We start from the raw sequence: 1,970 nt of genomic DNA, 5'->3' as shown, positions 1-1,970 counted from the left end.
CATGTTCGGTAGGCTCAAAGACTGGCGACGGGTCGCAACCCGATATGACCGATGCCCGAAGGTATTCCTCTCCGCCATCGCACTCGCCGCAACCGTCATCTATTGGCTATGAGTCCTGACCCTAGGTCCACTTCGGGCCGCGAGCGTCTGGCGGCGGGCAAGATGGTCGGGGTCGCCCGCCGCACCGCCGCAAGATCAGACAGAGCCCAAAGCGGATTTTCAGACGCGATTTGGTGAAACTCACGCCCCTCGCTAGACTGAACCTTCGGGTGTCAGATCCTCTGACGTTGAATGGAACGGGAAGGACCGGGCGCTTCCGGCTGGTAGAAGGAAGGTCGCAGGCGGCCGCATGGAAAGGCAGGGACAAATGAACGCGGATGTGGAAGGGCACTACAAGGGCGAGGGCAACCTGGCCGACAAGATTGCTGCGGGGCTCGAGGAGGCGGGAAAAAGCCTCGACGATCTGACAACGACCGATCTCGCCGCCATTGACGAATTTCACATTCGCGGGCGCAAGGCGACGCTCGAACTCGGCGCGCAGTTGAACCTCGGCATGAATTCGAGGCTTCTCGATCTCGGCAGCGGCCTAGGCGGCCCCGCCCGAACGCTGGCAGAAACCTACGGATGCGACGTCGAGGGAATCGATTTGACCGCGGAGTTCTGCAAAGCGGCGAACGTCATGTCGTCATGGCTGGGATTGACGGGCAAGGTGAACTGCCAGCAAGGCGATGCCACCGACTTGCCGTTTCCCGATAACCATTTCGATGCTGTGATGACCATCCATGTCGCAATGAACATCCCGGCCAAGGACAAGCTCTACGCGGAGGCGCGGAGGGCACTGAAACCCGGCGGACGTTTTGCGGCTTACGATGTAATCCAAGGCGATGGCGGAGAGGTTCATTTTCCGGTGCCCTGGGCCCGTGAACCCGCGATCAGCCATCTGGCCAGCGACGGTGACATGCAATCGCTCCTTACAGAAGCCGGGTTCCGGATACTTGATATCCAGGACTCGAGCGAGGAAAGCCTCAACTGGTTTGAGGAAAGGATGAAGCAACTGACTGACTCAGGACCACCCCCCGTCTCCTTCAACGCGTTCCTGGGGTCTGATTATCCGGTAATGGTGCGAAACCAGGTGCGCAACCTGGCCGAGGGGCGGATTAGAACGATTGCCTATGTCTGCGAGGGTTGAAGCCATTTCACGAGGTTCGCCGGCGACTGCATCGGCGTCTGCTCGGGCCGAATGCATTCGCGAGATGAATGACTGAAAGACGATGCTATGACGTCAGATGACCGCTCCGAGCCTATTCCGTTGGGAAACTCGGCTTGTTTCGTCTCCTGATCGCTGTTTCACTTTCTGCGAGATAGGGGAGGTGAGCGGCGATGATGGGGCCAAGGCAGCTGGCGCAGGGCGCGCTGTTCTACGAAGAGAGTGTCAGATCTTCTGTGTACGACTGATCCGGTCCATGCTTCACCAAAAGGAAGCATGAATGACCATCTCGAAAGAAATACTGGACGAACTGTTGGAGGGCGTGGAGCGCCCTGAAGACCTGATCGGCGATGCCGGGCTGATGAAAGAGCTGAAGATCAAGCTCATGGAGCGGATGCTGGGTGCCTAGCTGACAGCGCCTTCATCTCGCTTGTTTCAACAACTGGAAGATGTATCGTTGACGCACAGGCGGAGTCCGGCTCATGCCTTTGTGCGGAAAGGATCCCCAGGAGATGCTGCGGACTTGCAGGGAAGATGGCGCCTACGCGGACGGTGGCTACCAGGGGTCTATTGTATGAAGATACTTGCCGTCGATGATGATCTGATGATCCTTGAGTTGCTCAAGGAGGCAATGACTGTCAAACGGCATCCAATATTGACCTCCTATAGGCGTCCAAAAATGACCCCCCTTTGGGCATGGGTAGCTGGCCCGATACGGTGTAGCCATCACACAGCGCAGCCGTATCGGGCCAGCGGGGTGCGG

Annotated in this window: 3 protein-coding genes and 1 pseudogene; all 4 read left to right on the top strand. The window is 58.3% G+C overall.

Annotated elements, in window-relative coordinates:
* Window positions 1–112 (top strand): annotated as a pseudogene (locus DDZ14_RS19135) (IS5/IS1182 family transposase); the annotation flags it as partial.
* A 255-nt stretch (window positions 113–367) separates the two neighbouring features.
* Entirely contained in the window at window positions 368–1,189 is an 822-nt protein-coding gene (locus DDZ14_RS19130; RefSeq protein WP_109426565.1) for a class I SAM-dependent methyltransferase, read from the top strand.
* Between the two features lie 298 nt (window positions 1,190–1,487).
* Entirely contained in the window at window positions 1,488–1,616 is a 129-nt protein-coding gene (locus DDZ14_RS20175) for a hypothetical protein (protein ID WP_255417521.1), read from the top strand.
* Between the two features lie 165 nt (window positions 1,617–1,781).
* On the top strand, window positions 1,782–1,970 hold a 189-nt coding region (locus DDZ14_RS20075), incomplete at its 3' end, for a hypothetical protein (protein WP_233252658.1).

It is taken from the genome of Maritimibacter sp. 55A14 (genome assembly GCF_003122205.1).
Taxonomy (GTDB): Bacteria; Pseudomonadota; Alphaproteobacteria; order Rhodobacterales; family Rhodobacteraceae; genus QEYE01.
The sequence above is the reverse complement of the archived record's forward strand: the minus strand, read 5'-3'. Positions and strand labels throughout refer to the sequence as shown.